The organism is Mycobacterium sp. IDUB_28 (assembly GCF_055419285.1).
Genome location: NZ_JBVAXK010000043.1, coordinates 1 through 508 on the forward strand (window position 1 = coordinate 1; position 508 = coordinate 508).

1 protein-coding gene is annotated in these 508 nt (G+C 65.2%); it reads left to right on the forward strand.

The genetic code is table 11. From position 1 onward, the window contains the following. Positions 1 to 508, forward strand: a 508-nt coding sequence (locus ACZYZ9_RS26465) for a sensor histidine kinase (RefSeq protein WP_463829111.1), incomplete at both ends; no start/stop codon positions are given.

Consider the following 508-nt stretch of genomic DNA (forward strand, 5'->3'; position numbering starts at 1 on the left):
TCGTGGAGTTGGCGGCCGACGATCCCGATGACGATCGGGTGGATCGGGCGTTGGCGGGGTTGAACAGTGCCTCGGAGCGGTTGCGGCAGGCCACTTTCGAGTTGCATCCGGCGGTGTTGGAGCAGGTGGGGTTGGGCCCGGCGGTGGAGCAGTTGGCGGGTTTCACCGCTAAGCGGTCGGGGATCGAGGTGCGTACCGATATCGATTATCCGGTGCGCAGTGCGGTGGATCCGATCGTGTTCGGTGTGGCGCGGGAGTTGTTGTCCAATGTGGTGCATCATTCGCGGGCCGAGCATGCGTGGGTGACGTTGAAGTACGTCGACGGGTGTTGTGTGTTGGAGGTTCTCGACGACGGGGTGGGGGTCAGTGGCGAGACCATGGCACGGCGGTTGGGGGAGGGCCATATCGGTCTGGCTTCGCACCGGGCCCGGGTCGATGCCGCCGGGGGCAGGTTCGTGTTCTTGGATGCACCCACCGGCACCCACGTGCGCGTCGAACTACCCGTCAA